Here is a 16708-nt window from a genome sequence, read left to right as displayed (position 1 = left end):
GTCAACACTCCAAATGTTTGATTTTTATTCCCGAGTTGTTTTAATCGATTAAATTATACGGCAAAAAAATTTCTATCCCGGCATGGCGGCGGAAACTACCCGTTTTGCCACGGACTGCCGTTCAACCAGGGTGCATTTCAAGCGATCATCGTGCGCGTCCGTTGCGGATTGCGGCCCGACGATCCGGTTCATCAAGATTTGCACCGCTTGTTTGCCCATTTCATTCAGGGGCAGGGCCATGGTGGTCAAGGGCGGCGCGAAAAACTTGCTGCACTCCCGGTTATCGAAGCCGATCAGCGAAACCCCCTCGGGAACGGCGATCCCGAGCTCATTGGCGGCGTCGATCACCCCGCCGGCCATCAGATCGTTCATGGCGAAGATCGCCGTCGGCGGGTCGGGCAGCGTCAAAAGTTCCTTGCCCAGCGCATGGCCGGACTCCCGTTCCCAGTCCCCGGCCTTCAAATAGGCCGGATTGAATAACAGCTTATAATCGAGCAGCGCCCGCTGGTAGCCCTTGAACCGCGCCTGGCTCTGCAACGAATCGTATAAGCCGCTGATGACTCCGATCTTGCGGTGCCCGGCGTCGATCAGATACTGAATCGCATCGTAAGCGGCGGCCTCGTCATCGTAATTCACCGCATAATCCTCCGCGCCAGCCGAATAGCAGTACGTATAGACGATGGGCACGGGCAGGTGCTCGATGATCCCCGAGATGTCCCGCGAATGGGCTCCGATATAGATAATCCCGTCCACCTGCCGGCTCAGCAGGATCTGGACCGCTTCCGCGATGAAATTGCGGTATTTGGCGGTGTCGGCGTAATGATTGCCGAGCCGTTGATACAGCCGCAGATTGTTCAGGATGATGTGAAAGCCGTGGTTCTCGGTGTACTCATCGATGCCATTGATGATCTCCGGGGTGTTAAAAACGGTGATGTCCTCCGAGATCACCCCGATCAGATTGGTCCGCTTCACTTTGAGGCTTTTGGCGATGGTACTGGGCCGGTACTGGGTCTCACGGATCACCCGCAGCACTCTTTCCCGGGTGGCCTGGGCGACTTTGGGCGAGTTGTTGAGCACATTGGAGACTGTCGCGGTCGAGACTTGGGCCAGTTTCGATATTTCCTTGATGTTCAAGTGGGCCCCCTCAATCAATTTTAATCGATTAATTATTTCACGCGCCTTCATGAAATCCTTCTATAAAATACCAAAATGTTAAAATTTTTTCAATCGATCGGTTCGCCGGCATGGCGCTGCTCTGATCCCAAGTGCGAGATCGCGCTCTTCCAAAGTAGCCACACGAATAAAACAGGATAAAAAAGAACCTCCGGCCCATCCAGCGGCGCGAAGGTTTCTTTTTATTTGGTGAGCTAAAAGCGTTGTGATAAACCCTGTCCGAAGGCCAGGGTGAACACAAAAGCTCAGAGAAGCAAGTGATAAAGTCGATTTTTAATCCTTTGAAAGAGTGATTTCCGAATTTGAGGACTTTATCACATGGCTTCTAAACGCAGTGTTGGAACATCGTTACGTTAGGATCCATAGCATACGGCCGCGCTGTTCTCCAACACCTGTCCGATATGTTGAGCCACTTCCAGATGGACCGGGTGCACCCGATTGGCATCGAGGTCGGCCGGGATAACGCCAAAAAGACCGGAGCCAAAGGCCCGGTCTTTTTGTGCCAATCATTCGGACGAATCAGCACTGCTCCGCCACATCGTCCTCCAAGTACTGAGCGTGCAGTGCCGCCAGGCCCCGCTCGACTTCGTCAATGAGCGAACACTCCAGAATTTGCTCCGCAGCGGGCCGGAGCTCGCCCGCGTTCAACCGGCCGATGGCCAGCTTCAAGCGGGGAATGGCGTTGGGGGTCGCGCTGAACTTGTCGATACCCATTCCGACCAGCAGCGGAAGCAGTTTTTCATCGGAGGCCATTTCACCGCAGACGCTCACCGGAATCCCGGCCGCATGAGCGGCGTCGGCGACCTGCCGGATCAGCCGCAGCACCGCGAGATTGCGCGGGTCATAGAGATATTGTACCTTGGCATTGAGCCGGTCGGCGGCGGTCACGTATTGAATCAGGTCATTGGACCCAATGCTGAAAAAGTCCGCCTCCCGGGCCAGCGCCCTCGCCATCACCGCCGCCGCCGGGGTTTCGATCATGATCCCGACGGGGATCCGTTCGTTAAAGGCCGCTCCTTCCCGGCGCAACTGCCGGCCGGCCTCGGCCACCAGCCGCTTGGCCTGGAGCAGTTCTTCCAGGGTGACGATCATCGGAAACATGATTTTGACATTTCCAAAGGCGCTGGCGCGCAGGATCGCCTGGAGTTGGGTCAGGAGCAGCTCCGGCTCGTTCAAGCCGATCCGGATCGCCCGGTAGCCGAGGAAAGGGTTATCCTCCCTCGGCAGCTCCAGATAGCTGAGCTTTTTGTCGCCGCCGATGTCCAGGGTCCGGATCACCACTTCGTTGCCTTGCAGTTTCCGGGCGATCGTCTGATAGGCAGCAAACTGCTCCGCCTCGGACGGATAGTCCGAATGGCCCATATAGAGAAACTCGGTGCGGTACAGACCAATGCCTTCACCGCCGTTTTGCAGGATGGCATCGCACTCCTCCAAGTCGCCGAGGTTGCCGCAGACCCGGATCCGCCGGCCGTCCCGGGTGAACGCCGCTTGGCGGGCGACGACCGCCGCCGCCCGCTGCCGCCGTTCCTGCGCGGCCTTGCGGGCCAGCAGCTCCTCCCGGACCCGGGGTTCCGGATCGAGGTAGACCGCGCCGGCCGTCCCGTCCATCATCAAGGTTGCGCCATGGGGGACCCGTTCCAGCAGCCGGCTGATGCCGGTGATCGCCGGAATCCCCAGCGTCTTGGCGAGGATGACGGTGTGGGAAGTGGTTCCGCCGACCTCGGTCAGCAGCCCGGCCAGGCTCCCTTTGTCCAGTTTCAACGTATCCGAGGGCGTCAGATCATGGGCGGCCAGGATAAGCGGGCCTTGATCCGGCGTTTCCGGCCACGCATCCCCCTCGCCGAGCAGCCTGTCGATGACGGATTGGACGACGTCCCTCACATCGGCGGCCCGCTCTTGCAGGTAGGCTGTTTCCATCCCCGCGAAGAGTCCGGTCAGCCGTCCTTCCGCCTCTTGCAGCGCCCATTCGGCGTTGACCCCGTCGGCGCGGATGGCGGCCGCGACCTCGGCGAAGAACTCGTCATCCTGGAGCATCAGACGGTGCGCCTTGAAAATCGCCGCCTCCTGCTCCCCGATCTCCCGCAGCGTGTACTCGTACATCTGAGTGGTCTGCGCGATGCATTCCCGGCGCGCCGCCTCCAGCCGGGCGATCTCCCGTTCCCGGTCGGCTACGCCGTTTCTGACGATCGCCGCCGCCCGGGCCCGTTTCACCAGGACCCGGCCGGCCGCGATCCCCGGCGCCCCGGCGTTCCCTTGAATCACTACCATGTCAATCTATCCTTTGCCAACGATTTTGGTCAGCCCGAGGCGAACGGGGTCCGCTCACTCGTGGCTGGTCGTATCCACCTGCCGCGCCGCGCGCTCGTTCTTAAAAACGAAATGAGCGGCCCGGCCGGCGGAACCGGAGAGACGGATATAACGCCGGGTCGACTCTTTGACCGCGTTCTCCATGTCGATCATCAGCCGCAGGAAATCGGTATCCGGGTGCTCGGCCAGCTGCCGCGCAAGGAAGTCGCGGCAGGCGTTGAAATTGTCGGTGGCGACATTGATTTTATTGATCCCGTGCGCGACGGCTTGGCGGATATTCTCGTCCCCGGAGTTGGAGCCGCCATGCAGCACCAAGGGCATGTTCAACAGTGCTTTGATCGCCTTGAGCCGTTCGAAGTCGATCTTCGGCTCCATCCCCTTGGGATAGCTGCCGTGGGCGGTGCCGATGGCCACCGCCAGCGCGTCCACCTGGGTCTGAGCCACAAAATACTTGGCTTCCTCCGGGTCGGTAAAGAAACTTTGATTGCCCTGATCGCCCTGACTGGCCATGCCGACCTTGCCTAACTCCGCTTCGACGGTGACGCCCTGGGAATGGGCCAGCTTGACGATTTCCTGGGTCAAGCGAATATTCTCTTCCAACGGATATTGGGAGGCATCGATCATGACCGACGAGAAGCCGTGCCGGAAGGCGTGGGTGAGCCGTTCGTAGTCCTTGCCGTGGTCGAGATTGAGGGCGATCGGCACCGGCGTCCGTTGGGCCAGCCTTTGAATGAGGCCGGACATCAGTTCGCCGTCGGCGTGGTTGGTCATCTGCCCCTGGCCGATATTCAGGATGATCGGCGCATTCTCCTCGATGGCCGCGTCGATGATGCCCCGGGCCATCTCCAGATTGATGCAGTTGGCGGCGATGACGGCATAACCATGTTGGTGCGCGTCGTCCAACAACTTTTTCATCGTTACATACATGGGTGGTTTCCTCCTCAATAATTTGAAAAGCAGCGGCTTCTGAGAGCGTTTTTTGGATAAAGAGAGCAAATAACAGGACGTTACTTGCTCTCCTTGCAATGCCTTGTCATTCGGAAGCCGCGCTTCAGTTCCCGCGAATTACAGGTCCAGCTTGATCTCCAGATCGTCGAGGCTCTCTTCCTCTTCGGAGAGGGTTTCGTCGGCGTCCGCCGGTTTTTCCGGTTTGAAGAGCGACAGCAAGGCCGCTGTCACCACGCTGCCGATGATCAGGGCGATGATGAACTGGACCGGGTGCTCCATGAAAGGAATCGCGAACACCCCGCCGTGCGGCAAGGGAGAGCCCGCGCCCCACATGAGGGCCAGTCCGCCCGCGACCGCCGCCCCGATCGTGCAGGCCGGAATGACCCGCAACGGGTCGCTCGCGGCAAAGGGCAACACGCCTTCGGTGATGAAGCACAATCCCAGCGGGAAAGCGGCCTTGGCCGATTCGACCTCGGCCCGGGTATATTTCTTGCGGGTTAAGAGAACCGACAATGCCACGCCCAGGGGCGGAACCATGCCGCCGATGATCTTGATGGCCTCGGGACCGTAAACCTTCTCGGCCAATAAGGCATTGGTGAACAGCGACGCGGTCTTATTGACCGGACCGCCCAGGTCGAAGCCCATCATGGCTCCGATGATCGCGCCCAGTACAAAACGGGAACCGCCTTGCATCGCCTTCATCCAGGAGAGGATGGCTTCTTGGAAGATGGCGATGGGCTTGCCCAACAGGCCCATCATCAGCAAGCCGATGATCAGCGAGGAAAGCAGCGGCAGGACCATGATGGACTTCAAACCTTGCATGCTCTTGGGCATCTTCAGATGGTCCTTGAGCCACAACAACAAATAGCCGACCAATAGCGCGCCCAGGACTCCGCCGAGAAAACCGGCCTTGATGTTGGTGGCGATGAGTCCCATGAACAGACCGGGCGCGATCCCCGGCCGGTCGGCGATGGAATAGGCAACGCCGGCGGCCAGCACCGGTACGACAAAGGTCATGGCGGCCGCGCCGATGGAATTAATCATCCAGGGAATGGTATCCACTTGGTCGCCCACCAGGGGACCGCCTAAAATCTTGGCCAGGGCCATACACAGACCGCCGACAACGACGACCGGAAGCATATAGGACACGCCGGTCAACAAGTGCTTTTTAATTTGAAATCCGCCTTTTTTCATTGCAATGACCTCCCTTTTTGATAAGAATAAAAAGATAATGCAATGGACTCCCCCCGCCGGCCGACTCGCCCGCGGAGGGGATAGGGTCAACCCTTCAGTTTCTCCTCAATCTTTTGAATCAAGGTCTTGGGCGATTTCACCACCGTCGCGGTCGGCACCTCGACGACTTTTTTCCCCTTAAACCGTTCTTTGCCGGAAATATTGATATCCGAGGCGATGATCACCACATCGGCGTTTTGGATTTCGGCCGCGGTCAGCTCATCCTCCACCCCGATGGTGCCTTGGGTTTCGATCCGGGCGTCGTGCCCCAACTCCTTGGCCGCCTTCATGATCTTCTCTTTGGCGATATACGTGTGAGCGATACCGGCGGTACAAGCGGTAACTCCAACAATATTCATTTGACTACCTCCTATCCAGTCTTTCAGTACGTTTCCGGATGGACCCTGATTCGCCCCGGCGCCACCTTCTTTCCGCCTTATTATCAGGATTGCCAGGTGCGCGGCTGGCAACCGCAAATTCTATTGTTCCTTAGCTAAGTGAGGTAAAATTGTTTTCAGCAACGGCACTCAAGGCCTGCTCCGATCTACGCGTTGCTTTCGAAAATGTCCAGTACATCCTGGGGCGTAGCCGCTTGCAACAATGCCTCGCAGACCGCCTCGTCCGCCAGGGCCCCGGCCACTTTGGCCATGAGCTTGACATGGAGATGGTCGCGGTGCTGATTGTCAACTGCGAATAAGATGATGAGTTTGACCGGATTGCCGTCAAGGGTCTCCCATTCGATCCCCCGATCGACCCTGCCAATGGCGATACAGGTTCGCACCACGCTGTCGGACTTGCCGTGGGGAATGGCGATAGCACCGCCGATACCCGTCTTCCCCTCCGCCTCGCGCAGCATGACATCGGCCAGGAATTCTTCCCGCGAACGGATGGCGCCGTCCCGCCACAAAAGTTCGGTTAGCGCCTCCAAGGCAGCTTGCTTATGAGTCACCTGCAGCTGCAGGTCGATGGCATTGCGATTGATAACATCGATAATTTCCATGTTCGGTCCCCACCCTTATCAGAGAATTCTGCGCCCGTTTTTCGGCAATCGACTTTCGCCGGCCGAACCCCGGCGCCTCCGGCGACGCGCTCCGGATTGGACTGCGGCTGGTCAGTCCGGTTCTTCGGTGAGCAGCTTTTGCAACGCTTGGACAGCGGCCTCCTCATCGTCGCCCTCTGCCACAATGGTGAGGTTTTCACCCTGGACGGCACCGATACTCAATACCGCCATCATGCTTTTGGCATTATATGATTTGGGGCCTTTTTTCACCTGAATCTTGGAGTTAAAACCGGCGGCCGTCTCGACAAACTTCATGGCCGGTCTGGCATGCAAGCCTTCCTTATTTTTGATGATTACCTCGATCTGTTTCATGATTTCCCTCGCGATTGAATGTATTGGTTAAGAACTGATAGATTGCATCCGGTGTCCGGCAGGAGCGGAGCTCGGCAATGAGCGCCGGTTCATCCAGCAGGGAAGCGAACACGGCATAAAAACGGCTCAGCGTCCGGTTATGGACCTCCGCTTGCGTCACTTGAAAGGCCAGTAGCAATACGAGATCCACTTTCTCCTGCTCCGCCCAGAGCAACGGTCGTTTCAGGCGGGCCACGGCAATCGCCGACCGCTTCACGTATTGCGAATTGCCATGGGGAATGGCGATGCCTTGACCGACTGCGGTAGAGATGGCGCTCTCCCGGTCGAGCGCCGCCTGGAGGAATTCCGGCATGACCCGGCCCCGTTTCACGAGCGCGGCAGCGAGATAACGGATGACCTCCTGTTTGTCGGCGGCATCCAAGTCGACGAAGATCAGCTCCGGATCAAAAAAGCCCCACCGGACCGGGCCGTCGGCGGCGGCATCCTGCCGGATCTTGCTCCGTTTGGACAAACGGATCTGTTCGCCGATCCTTTCGATATCCGCGGCTTTCAGGATAGAATTGACTGTCACCACCGGCTTACTCTGAGTTAATAGTGGCAGGGTGGAGATGACCAGATCGTATGCGACGCTGTCCCAACGCTGATACTCAGCGGCGGATAGCACTCCCACCACTTCCAGATCGGGAACGGTCCGTTTCACGCTTTCGGCGATCAGTTGCGAGATACCGATCCCGTGATTACAGACCACCACCGCCCGGACTTTTTCCGGGGTCCTTTGAGCGGCGGCGCTGATGTACAGCGTCAGGTAACCGATCTCGTCCTCATTCACCTCGACATCGAAATATTTCTCAAATAAAACGCTCGAACCCCAGGCCGCACCGTAAATGGTGGGATAGCCCTCTTTGATCTGGGCTAAAAAAGGATTCCGCACCCGAATGGCAAACTGGAGCCGGTAGACGGCTGATCGTAAATGCAACCGCAGATCGCCGGCGAAATTCTCATCCAGTGCCAGGTTGACATGGAGCGTATCGTCGATAAACCGGGTCAATTCCTCGAAAAACCGCTCCAGCTTGCCCGACTGGCTGAATATCTCCCGTCGCACCGCCGCGTCCTCGATAGCGGAAATATCCGAGGCGAGCATATAGGCGGCCAGATGGAGCACTTCCGGCTCAGTGAAACGGACTTGATACCCTTTTTCGAGCGGTTTGGCCAGCTCCTGCGCCAGCCGGTACTCACGGGAGGGGGCGACGATGGCCGCTTGCTCCGCCGGCAGAACCACTGGACAGCGTTTGCGCTGCCGGATGATGCTGAATGAGATCTGCAGCACCAACCGGAGATACGATTCGTAGGTATACCGGAAATGCTCGTTCCGTTCCAAATCGCTGAGGGCTGCCGCCGCTTTGGCGGCGTCAAAACCGTCCAGCATTCGCCGGATCAGCGCCAGATCGGCGGGGCTGATCCGTTCCTCAAACAAGCTTTGCGGCGCGCCGGCCTCCGGCGTTGTCCCGCCCGCTTCCTGCAGCATCCGATAGAAATCCGCCGCCGCCTTCCGCCAGTTCAACTCGGTATAATGAATCTCAATGCCATAATTCTGCCGTTTCGAGAGGGTGATGCCGAACGGCCGGAACCAGTCAGCCACCTCATTCAAAAGATTGCTCACGGATGAGCGGCTGGTATAGAGGGCGGTGGCTATCTCCTGCATGGTGAAAGACCGTTCATAGCTGAACAGGAGCTTCCGGATGATATAAAGCTTGCGGTCCACCAGGCCGTCGTTCCTGCTCTCTACCTCGCTCTGGGCGATCAACTGTTCCAGCCGTTCGGCCTGACCCGCCGCCAAAGTCAGACTGATCCCGTTGCGCGGCTTTTTGATGATTTCTCCAATTTTTAACATTTTTAAAGCGCTATTTATATTTTCCAGGTCATTTCGTACCGTTTTCGGAGAAACATCCATTTGATTGGCGATATTCTCAACCGAAACGTAGGTTTCAGCGCTTAACAAGGTTTTTATTATTTTTTTCTCCCGGGAACTCAGATTAATCGTCATAACTCTCACCTAATCAAATTTAGTCGAATTTGCAGATTTGAGTCTAAATTTAGAATATCATTATTTTGTTACTGAATAAGCACAAAACATTAACAGATTAATGTGGCAGATCGCGATCTTTTTTGGGCTTTATGTACGATTGGTCCTCGATTTTCCTTACAGTTCAAGGCTTTACCGCTCCCGGCCCAACCCGCCGCGCTTAAATCCGCTCCAAAATCCGGCAACAATGGCAGCAGTTTATCTGCTAGCTCCCGGAATAAAAAAAGAGGCCTCAATCCATTAAAATGGTTGAGACCTCATGCTTTTATTCCGCGCTCACCGGCGGATAGTGACGCTAAAGGAATTGAGAAGCGGCCGCGGATTTACCCCCGGTAAATCTGAACCAATTCCGCCTCGGGCACGCTTAAAAAACGGGCCGCCCACAACTGGGCGGATTCCAGATCGTGTTCCAGGTAATTGCCGCATTCTTTCCGGGCCGCGCCCGGAATCCCGCCGCGAAAGGCCACCACTTCCTCAAGCGCCCGGCGGACCAGCGCCGCCACCCAAGACGCCTCCCGGTCGCCGGCAAAAATGAAATAAAACCCGGTCCGGCAACCCATCGGCGAGACATCGATGAGGGCGTCGGTATATTGCCGGACAAACGTAGCGAAAAGATGCTCCAGCGTATGCAGGGCGTCATTAGGCAAGTATTTTTGATTCGGTTGGGCGAAACGCACGTCAAACTTGGAGATCAGACACTCCGGAAACCGGGGATCGACCGCCAGCACCTTCGCCTTGCGGACATACGGCGCGGTCACCCGGTCGTGATCCAACGCAAAAGACTCGACATTGCCCGTTGAATTCAAAGCCATCCCTCCCGTTATCCTTTATCTTGGTTTTCCAGCACCGCGACCAAGCGAACCAGAAACTCGGCGCACCGTTCCGCGGCCAGTTGCTTGAAATTCTCATACATCGCCACCGACGATTGATCATCGGGCTTATCCGAGATGGAACGGATAATGACAAAAGGGATCTCGCACATGGCGCAGACCTGGGCCACGGCGGCGCCCTCCATCTCGTTGCAATAGGCGCCGAACTCCTCGTACAACTGGACCTTGTGTTCCAGCGAATCGTTGAATTGATCCCCGGTGGCAATCGGGCCGGTCAAGATCTGATAGGCTCCGTCGATCACTTGGGCCATCGCTTTTTGGCACTGCTTCATGAACGCGGCGTCGGCCTGGATAAAGCGGCTTTCCGATTCGTCAAACGCGCCCTTCTCGAGGCCGAAGGCGGTCAAGTCCACGTCATGCTGGACGCAGGCGGTGGAGATGATCACATCCCCGACATTCAGGTCGGGATGAAGCGCCCCGGCGGAGCCGATATTGACCACCCGGTCGGGCCGGAAACGATCCACCATCAGTTGGGTGCAACGGGCGGCGTTGACTTTGCCCACCCCGGACATGGCCGTGATACAACGAGTATTTCCAATGCTTCCTTCGTAGAATTCGATATTGTGAAGCGTGTGCGCCTTAACATCCTGCATTCGTCCGAGAACGGCGTCCCGTTCCGACGCAACTGCGGTAATTACTCCAATCATTCCGTTGTGATCTCCTATCATGGTGCAACATTTTCATGCGATGCGTTCTCACTGCCAAATCTCTCAACATTTTACTATGCCCCACCCGGAAAGGCAATTCTATTTTGGTCAAAGATCGGTTAATTTATGGCGATCGGCGCTGAGCGAATTTTTATTTGTGCCTACGCCGTATGTTTGATGGCCGGTCCGCCGGAGCCGACCGAACCCAGAATCGCATTGGTCCATTTGCCGCATTTGTCGCCCCAGCGGGCGATGGGATTGCCGGCGGCGAGGACCTCGATCACCTCGCAACTGTTAGAGCAATCGCTGCATTGGAAGGTCCGGGGCGCCAGATCCATGTCCGCGGTCTCAAAGCCGCGGAAACCGGTCCGGCCGCCGCTGCTTTCGATAGAATCCTTGGCCAATAAAGCGGCGCCGATCGCGCCCATGACATCGAAATGGTCCGGCACGATGACCGGGCAACCCACTTCTTTTTCAAACGCCGCCACGATGCCGCGGTTGGCGGCGACTCCGCCCTGGAAGACAAAGGGCGGTTCCAATGCCTTGGCGCGGCCCAGATTGTTAATGTAGTTGCGCACCAGCGCCTCGCAGAGGCCCTTGATGATGTCGGCTTTGGAAAAGCCGTATTGTTGTTTGGCGATCATATCCGATTCCGCAAAGACCGTGCACCGGCCGGCGATCCGCACTTCGGCGCGGGACGAGAGCGCCAGCTCGCCGAAGTGTTCGATGGGGATCTTCAGCCGTTCCGCCTGATGGTCCAGGAAAGAGCCGGTGCCGGCGGCGCAGACTGTATTCATGGCAAAATCGACGACCATCCCGTTTTTGATGAAGATGATCTTCGAATCCTGGCCGCCGATCTCAAAGATGGTCCGGACGTCCGGATAGAAATGCGTGGTGGCGACCGCGTGGGCGGTGATCTCGTTCTTGACGATATCCGCCCCCATCAAGATGCCGGCCAGTTGCCGGCCGCTGCCGGTGGCGCCCACGCCCAGGACATCCAGCTCCGGGAGGGCTTTTTGCAACTCCTTCAAACCGCCTTTGACGCATTCCAAGGGCTGGCCGTTGGTACGGATGTACTGCCGGGACAGCACCGCTCCCTCCGGGCTGACGGCCACGATATTGGTGCTGACCGAACCGACATCCACTCCTAAAAAAGCCCCTACCATCACCGAATTCCTCCTTAAGCGGTTTTACGGCATTGTGCGAAAGCGTTGACGGGTTTGGAACGAAAAGCGCGAACGCATCACCGCGCTTTTCGCGAACAAAGCCGTTTACGCTTTCTCAAAGTGCCATACTCCGTTTCGCGCTCCGCAAAAGCTCCACAAAAGCTTCCACCCGGGTGAGATTGTTAGCCAGGCCGCTCTGTTCATCCAGGGCCAGGGTCAGAACGGGAATCTGCCAATCCTCGGCGATCCGGGGAATCAGACTCTGGGTGACCAGCTCCGGCAGACAGCCGAAAGGCATCAGATGAATGACTCCGTCGAAACCGGCTTCGCGGTATTGGATGATATTGCCGATATTGTGCCGTTCGTGGCCGCCAATTCCGATCTCCAGGTACGGGGCGCTCTTTTCCACCAGCCGCGCGCCGGATTTGCGGGCGAAGATCTTCGGCCAGACGGCATGGTCGACCCAGTCCGAAATGTACATCGACCGCGAAACCTCGCATCCCAGTTTATTCAGGGTTTGGGCGATATTCATATTGATCGAGGACTCCATGACCACGTAAATCTCACCGACGATCCCCACCCGGATCCGCTGCCGTTGCGGGATCTCCCGGCAGGGGACCGCGTTCAGCCTATCCAAGCCGGCCCGGTAAAGCGCGGCGATGGCCGCCGGCGTATTGCCCCGGCTGCGGAACTGGCTGACGATGGCCTCAAAAGCCAGATTGATGGAGTTTGGTTGCAACTCGTAGGCCCGTTTGACCTCCACCAGCCGTTGCAGCCGGTCCACGGCGCGGGCCAATTGGTAGGCAGTCCAGACATTCCTGCAAGTCTGGGGCCAGGAAGCCCGCCCCTTGACCTTGCGGAGGTTGCGCAGGAACAGCTGGGGATCGCGGCCGATATCGTCGAAGACGATGAAATTTACGTCATAGCCCAGCTCCCGCAGAGTCTTCCGGTGAACTTCCCCGTAAAATCCGGCGCGGCAAGGTCCGCTCCCGCCGGAGGTAACCACCGTGTCCGCTCCCATTTCGATGGCTTCGATATACGATCCCAGCAGGACTTTGTAGGGAAAGCAGGCGAATTCGGGGCTGTACTTCACGCCGAGATCGAGGGTGCGCTGGGTGGGACGGGGCGGAACGATCACCTCGTGGCCGAACAGCTGGAGCAGTTTTTCATAGATGAGCACCGCCCCCATATACGGGAAAGTCACTTTCATCCGGCACACTCCCTTGCCCGTTTCTGCCTGGCAATCAGGTCGACGAACGCCTCCACCCGGGTTTGCAGGTGATTTTCGCCGGTGTGTTCGTCCACCCGGATCGTGAGCAGCGGTTTCTCAAAATGGTCCGCATCCAGCTCCAGCCATTTGCCGAGGAACGAGTCGGGCCCGCAGCCGAAGGCCGTGACATGGATGAGGCCGTCGATCTTGGGATCCTCCAAAAAACTATAGGCGCCGGCCAGCAATTTGTTGGAGAAGGTCCAAAACAGCGTCTTGCTGAATTGTTGCAACTGTTTCTCCACCTGGCTGCTCTTGAGCATCTCGAAAGTGACCGCCGCCGCTCCCAGCTTATCCAGGCGATTGATGATATTCATGCTGATAAAATGGTCATAGACGTTGTAAACATAGCCGAGCACGCCGATGCGTATGGAATGCTTGGGCCTTTTCAAATTGGCCGCCTTCAGCACGGCTTCGTTGGCCGTATCGCAATGGTATCCGTCCAGGCAGCAAAGGTTGCGGAACTCCCGCCACTTCTCGGCGCCCCGGCGGATGGCGGCCCGAATCCGCTCCGGCCGGTCGCTGAAGCGTTTGCCGATCTGCCAATAATTCTCACGGCTCGCAATATTGTCGGTTTCCGAATGGATGTGGTGCGTGAGCAGCCGCTCTTCCAGGCCCGGGACCGTGGCCCGCAGCATGTCCGGCAGGCCCAGAAACTTGGGGCAAAACGAGTCCCCCTTGCGAATGGACACGAAACGCGGAATATAAACCCAATCGACCCCTTGCTCGAGCAGTTCCACCACATGCCCGGTGTAAATCTTGATCGGTACGCAGATATCGGGGACCGCGCAACGGACTCCCTTATTCAGCAGCTCCTTGGTGGTCTGGCCGGTCTCCACCACTTCCAGCCCCAGTTCCTGAAAGAAGGTCCGCCAGAACGTGATGTAATACGGGTTGACCAAAGCCGACGGCAGGCCGACTTTCATGGCCGGTTCCCTCCTTGGGAGTCCGCGGGTCCCGACAGCTCGACCAGACTTTCGATGGCATCCAGCACATCTTCCAGTTCCGCGTCGATCTCGCCCGGTTGAAACTCCACTTGCAATAGAAATTTTTGAATTACGATGGAAAGAAACGCGCCGAGCCACATCCGGAAGATCACCCGGGCCCGCTGTTCCGAGATTCCCGTCTTGGCCGCGAAGATCTGCTGGATCGCCCCGGCCGCCTCATAGGCTTTGGCATACACCCTTTTTTGGGCCAATTGGAGCAAATCTTCGCTGTATTGCATCTCCACCATGAGAATCTTGATCAGCTCGAAGTTCTGCTCGACAAATTCCAACCGTTCCAGGGCGATCGACCGGAGGAACTCCCGTAACGGGTACTCCTTGGCGGCCTCCACATTTTTCAAAAAGGGGATCAGGGCAATATTCTCAAAGATTTGGTCCGCGGCCAGCTTGCCGATGTGTCGTAGCAGATTCTGCTTGTCGCCGTAATATTTGAAGATGATCGCCTCCGACAGTCCAAGTTCCTTGGCGATCAGCGCGGTGGTCGTGGCATTAAAGCCATGGCTGGAAATGAGTTTGATGGCGGTATCGATGATCCGCTGCTTGGTAAGTTCTTTCTTGCCCATCGCGGCACCTCTCGATTCCATATGTTGCAATCAGTTTTGGTACCTTCAAATTCATTGCAACATATTTCCTTGATTCATAAGTTGAAATAAATACCATAATTTGCCCTTTCCTAGCCTCTCTCACGGTTGGAAGAGCTTACTCAAAAATTGATTGCAACTTATATAGTTAGTGAGTATTTACTAACTTTCTTTATTGTAGTCCCCCAGCGAATATCTGTCAACTCATTTTTCCATAATTTTCTTACGTTTTCATACGATGGTTACAATGCTCCCCTGGCCCTCTGCCTAGGATCCGTCCGGATCCGCCCCGCCGGGGGATGCCGCCGCGGGGCGGCTGTTATCGCCGGGAAGACCCAGCGAACCATGCGGGATTTCCGGGCATTGGAAAATTGGTTGATTCCATTCACGGTCCAATTGGTGGTTTCTTTCGTTTTTAAATCTGTTAGAATGAAATTGGTTGATACCATTCTTGCTCCGGACTTTCAAGCGCTGCCCCAGGCATAACCATTTGGAGGATGGTGGTCCAATGAATATCGAAATTGACAGAGCCGGCTCGGTTCCGGTCTATAAACAGATTCGCAATCAGATCCGCGCTTTCATCCTGTCGGGGGCGCTGCCGCCGGGTTACCGGTTGCCTCCCGAGCGCAAGCTGGCCGATACCTTGGGCGTCAATCGGACCACGGTCCTCAATGCTTACCGGGACCTGCGGGCCGATGCGCTGATCGAGTCGCGCGTCGGCCAAGGGACCGTGGTCGCGTCCGACTGCGCCGCGCCGGGAGCGGCGGTCAACCCCGCCGTCCCGTTGGAGTGGCGCCAGCTCCTCAGCGAAAGTGCCGCCCGGATGCAGCAGCCGCTGGTCAGCAACGTGCTCAAGCTGGCCAACCGTTCCGATCTGATCTCCTTTGCCGCCGGTTTCTCCGCCACCGGCTGCGACCCCGTGGCGGAGCTGTTGGAGACGCAAAAACGGATCCTGCGCGATTACGGCAGCACCGCGCTGCAGTATAGCGCCACCGAGGGACACCTGCCCTTGCGGGAGAGCCTGTGCCGGCTGATGGAAGGCCGGGGCATTCCGGCCACCCCGGAAGAGGTCATGGTGCTGGCCGGTTCGCAGCAGGGAATCGATCTGGCCGCCCGCATCCTGCTGGATCCCGGGGACCGGGTGATCGTCGAAGAACCCACCTTCTTCGGGGCCCTGCAGATCTTTCAGGCCGCCGGAGCCCGGATCATCGGCGTACCCAGCGACCGGGACGGCATGCGGGTCGACCGGCTCCAACCTTTGCTGGAACGGTATAAGCCCAAATTCATTTATTCGGTCCCGACCTTTCAGAATCCCTCGGGTTCGGTGCTGTCCCTGGAGCGCCGGCGCCAGCTCCTGGACCTCGCCTATCAATACCACGTGCCAGTGATCGAGGATGACGCCTATGCCGAGCTGCGCTACGACGGCCGGGCGCTCCCTTCCCTGAAGGCGCTGGACCAGCATGACCACGTGATTTACTTGAGTTCCTTCTCCAAAGTGCTCTTTCCCGGCCTGCGCGTCGGTTGGGTCGCCGCCGCCCGGCCGTTAGTCCGCCAATACGTCTTGGCCAAGCAAATCGCCGACCTGCACACCAACAGCCTGGCCCAATGGATCATGGACGATTTTCTGCGCCGGGGCGTCTACGCCGGGCAGGTCCGGGCGGTCCGCGACGCCAACCGCCGCAGCCGCGACCGGATGGTGGCGGCGCTCAAGCGGCACGGTCTGAAAGCCGTCGAGTGGTTCCCGCCCGAGGGCGGCCTGTATTTCTGGTGCCGGCTGCCGGACTCGCTGGACCAGGCGGCGCTGGTCGCCAAGGCCCAGGAAGAGGGGGTCGTCTTCGTGCCCGGCCATATCTTTTATCCCGCCGGCGGCGGCCAGAATTCCATCCGGCTCAGCTTCGCCTCGCCGGCGCCGGAGCAGATCGAGCCCGGCGTCCGGCGGCTGATGGGGGCGATCCAGGAGTTGCTGGGCCGGGACTCCGCTGGAATGGGAGAACCGGAGGGGGAGATTCGGCCCATCTTATGACCCACCAGGGGTTT

General features: G+C 57.8%; 15 protein-coding genes. 1 reads left to right on the top strand and 14 read right to left on the bottom strand.

Annotated elements, in window-relative coordinates; genetic code table 11:
• Positions 1-72: 72 nt before the first annotated feature.
• The 14 genes from EDC14_RS02690 to EDC14_RS02625 form a co-directional block, all read right to left on the bottom strand.
• Entirely contained in the window at positions 73-1134 is a 1062-nt protein-coding gene (locus EDC14_RS02690; protein WP_243662776.1) for a LacI family DNA-binding transcriptional regulator, read from the bottom strand.
• 558 nt (positions 1135-1692) lie between these two features.
• Positions 1693-3441, bottom strand: coding sequence for a phosphoenolpyruvate--protein phosphotransferase (gene ptsP, locus EDC14_RS02685; RefSeq protein WP_132012636.1), 1749 nt, complete (start codon positions 3439-3441; stop codon positions 1693-1695).
• A 54-nt stretch (positions 3442-3495) separates the two neighbouring features.
• The gene (locus EDC14_RS02680) at positions 3496-4407 is read right to left on the bottom strand and encodes a class II fructose-bisphosphate aldolase (protein WP_132012635.1); all 912 of its coding nucleotides are present in this window, start codon (positions 4405-4407) and stop codon (positions 3496-3498) included.
• Between the two features lie 138 nt (positions 4408-4545).
• Entirely contained in the window at positions 4546-5622 is a 1077-nt protein-coding gene (locus tag EDC14_RS02675) for a PTS fructose transporter subunit IIC (RefSeq protein WP_132012634.1), read from the bottom strand.
• A gap of 86 nt (positions 5623-5708) precedes the next feature.
• Entirely contained in the window at positions 5709-6020 is a 312-nt protein-coding gene (locus EDC14_RS02670; RefSeq protein WP_132012633.1) for a PTS fructose transporter subunit IIB, read from the bottom strand.
• 185 nt (positions 6021-6205) lie between these two features.
• Positions 6206-6661: a PTS sugar transporter subunit IIA gene (locus EDC14_RS02665; RefSeq protein WP_132012632.1), complete on the bottom strand. Its 456-nt coding sequence runs from the start codon at positions 6659-6661 to the stop codon at positions 6206-6208.
• Between the two features lie 111 nt (positions 6662-6772).
• The gene (locus tag EDC14_RS02660) at positions 6773-7033 is read right to left on the bottom strand and encodes an HPr family phosphocarrier protein (protein WP_132012631.1); all 261 of its coding nucleotides are present in this window, start codon (positions 7031-7033) and stop codon (positions 6773-6775) included.
• Positions 7002-9077 carry a BglG family transcription antiterminator gene (locus EDC14_RS02655; RefSeq protein ID WP_132012630.1) on the bottom strand — a complete coding sequence of 692 codons (2076 nt, stop codon included), beginning with the start codon at positions 9075-9077 and terminating at the stop codon, positions 7002-7004. Before EDC14_RS02655 ends, EDC14_RS02660 begins: the two co-directional genes overlap by 32 nt.
• Before the next feature lie 362 nt (positions 9078-9439).
• Positions 9440-9922 (bottom strand): S-ribosylhomocysteine lyase, encoded by a 483-nt coding sequence (locus EDC14_RS02650; RefSeq protein WP_243662774.1) that lies wholly within the window; start codon positions 9920-9922, stop codon positions 9440-9442.
• Between the two features lie 14 nt (positions 9923-9936).
• A complete protein-coding gene (locus EDC14_RS02645) occupies positions 9937-10653 on the bottom strand; it encodes a 5'-methylthioadenosine/adenosylhomocysteine nucleosidase (protein ID WP_165907743.1) in 717 nt (238 codons plus the stop codon).
• A gap of 161 nt (positions 10654-10814) precedes the next feature.
• Positions 10815-11819 (bottom strand): acyl-CoA dehydratase activase, encoded by a 1005-nt coding sequence (locus tag EDC14_RS02640; RefSeq protein WP_132012627.1) that lies wholly within the window; start codon positions 11817-11819, stop codon positions 10815-10817.
• A gap of 115 nt (positions 11820-11934) precedes the next feature.
• A complete protein-coding gene (locus EDC14_RS02635) occupies positions 11935-13029 on the bottom strand; it encodes a 2-hydroxyacyl-CoA dehydratase (protein WP_132012626.1) in 1095 nt (364 codons plus the stop codon).
• Positions 13026-14012, bottom strand: a complete 987-nt coding sequence (locus tag EDC14_RS02630) for an acyl-CoA dehydratase activase-related protein (protein ID WP_132012625.1) — start codon at positions 14010-14012, stop codon at positions 13026-13028. The genes EDC14_RS02635 and EDC14_RS02630 overlap by 4 nt, the downstream gene beginning before the upstream one ends.
• Positions 14009-14653 (bottom strand): TetR/AcrR family transcriptional regulator, encoded by a 645-nt coding sequence (locus tag EDC14_RS02625; protein ID WP_165907742.1) that lies wholly within the window; start codon positions 14651-14653, stop codon positions 14009-14011. Before EDC14_RS02625 ends, EDC14_RS02630 begins: the two co-directional genes overlap by 4 nt.
• A 526-nt stretch (positions 14654-15179) precedes the next feature.
• On the opposite strand from EDC14_RS02625, the gene pdxR reads away from it, so the two are divergent.
• The gene (pdxR, locus tag EDC14_RS02620) at positions 15180-16694 is read left to right on the top strand and encodes a MocR-like pyridoxine biosynthesis transcription factor PdxR (RefSeq protein WP_132012623.1); all 1515 of its coding nucleotides are present in this window, start codon (positions 15180-15182) and stop codon (positions 16692-16694) included.
• Positions 16695-16708: the final 14 nt, after the last annotated feature.

The organism is Hydrogenispora ethanolica, from assembly GCF_004340685.1.
Classification (GTDB): Bacteria; Bacillota; UBA4882; order UBA8346; family UBA8346; genus Hydrogenispora; species Hydrogenispora ethanolica.
Note: the sequence above shows the minus strand (reverse complement) of the source record. Positions and strands in the feature narration are given on the sequence as shown.

Coding starts and splice junctions, on each gene's coding strand:
- EDC14_RS02665 (WP_132012632.1), bottom strand. CDS start 6,661: ATGGAAATTATCGATGTTATCAATCGCAATGCCATCGACCTGCAGCTG.
- EDC14_RS02680 (WP_132012635.1), bottom strand. CDS start 4,407: ATGTATGTAACGATGAAAAAGTTGTTGGACGACGCGCACCAACATGGT.
- EDC14_RS02630 (WP_132012625.1), bottom strand. CDS start 14,012: ATGAAAGTCGGCCTGCCGTCGGCTTTGGTCAACCCGTATTACATCACG.
- EDC14_RS02625 (WP_165907742.1), bottom strand. CDS start 14,653: ATGGGCAAGAAAGAACTTACCAAGCAGCGGATCATCGATACCGCCATC.
- EDC14_RS02655 (WP_132012630.1), bottom strand. CDS start 9,077: ATGACGATTAATCTGAGTTCCCGGGAGAAAAAAATAATAAAAACCTTG.
- ptsP (WP_132012636.1), bottom strand. CDS start 3,441: ATGGTAGTGATTCAAGGGAACGCCGGGGCGCCGGGGATCGCGGCCGGC.
- pdxR (WP_132012623.1), top strand. CDS start 15,180: ATGAATATCGAAATTGACAGAGCCGGCTCGGTTCCGGTCTATAAACAG.
- EDC14_RS02675 (WP_132012634.1), bottom strand. CDS start 5,622: ATGAAAAAAGGCGGATTTCAAATTAAAAAGCACTTGTTGACCGGCGTG.
- EDC14_RS02640 (WP_132012627.1), bottom strand. CDS start 11,819: ATGGTAGGGGCTTTTTTAGGAGTGGATGTCGGTTCGGTCAGCACCAAT.
- EDC14_RS02660 (WP_132012631.1), bottom strand. CDS start 7,033: ATGAAACAGATCGAGGTAATCATCAAAAATAAGGAAGGCTTGCATGCC.
- EDC14_RS02670 (WP_132012633.1), bottom strand. CDS start 6,020: ATGAATATTGTTGGAGTTACCGCTTGTACCGCCGGTATCGCTCACACG.
- EDC14_RS02635 (WP_132012626.1), bottom strand. CDS start 13,029: ATGAAAGTGACTTTCCCGTATATGGGGGCGGTGCTCATCTATGAAAAA.
- EDC14_RS02645 (WP_165907743.1), bottom strand. CDS start 10,653: ATGATTGGAGTAATTACCGCAGTTGCGTCGGAACGGGACGCCGTTCTC.